Source organism: Sphingomonas sp. CFBP 13733, assembly GCF_014841795.1.
Taxonomy (GTDB): domain Bacteria; phylum Pseudomonadota; class Alphaproteobacteria; order Sphingomonadales; family Sphingomonadaceae; genus Sphingomonas; species Sphingomonas aerolata.
Genome location: NZ_JACYUP010000034.1, coordinates 1 through 624 on the forward strand (window position 1 = coordinate 1; position 624 = coordinate 624).

General features: G+C 55.4%; 1 protein-coding gene. It reads right to left on the reverse strand.

Annotation, left to right across the window (positions count from 1 at the left end; all coding sequences use genetic code 11):
• On the reverse strand, nt 1–490 hold a 490-nt coding region (locus tag IFT71_RS21090; RefSeq protein ID WP_192143473.1), incomplete at its 3' end, for a hypothetical protein.
• Nucleotides 491–624: the final 134 nt, after the last annotated feature.

The window sequence follows — 624 nt, forward strand, 5'->3', positions numbered from 1 at the left end:
CGCCATTCTCCGCGCGGAAGAACGCATTGATCGCTAGTGCCCCGAAAGCGCCTGCCCCTGTCGCGAACGGCGTTTCGAGCGACGATCCTGTACTGCGCGCGCTAGCGAAGTTGAACGTCGTAACCAGCACCGGTTCGCTGAACGGTTGACCAAAAAAGGTGAAACCGCGGCTAATCGATAGCAGGGGTTCAAAACCCGGCGCTCCCGACAGGGTAAAGGCGTAATTCCCAATCGTTGCCGAAAAATCCGTCACTGGCAGGTCGTAGAACGCGTCCTGGTCGCCACCTTCTAAGAAAGTAAGAGCGGTCGTATCAAGCGTGAAGGTAAAACGGAACGGAGACCCGTTCGAGGCCGCAGCGTTCCTGACCAAAGCTCCCTGGGAAGCGTCTACGCTGCCTTGTCCAGAAAATACGATTTTTGCGGCCTCTGCGGGAACGCCAAGCCCAAGCCCAACTCCTACAAGACCCACTGCCGTTAACGCACGTAGCATAGTTGCCCTCCCTATTTTTCGTCGAAGTGGCAACAGGGATAGCGTTCTGTCAAGGAGCCCCTTTCATTGAGAATGCTCGAGAAAACCACGAATGAACGCCTAATGGATGATAGCGAAATGGCGGATTTTGGTGG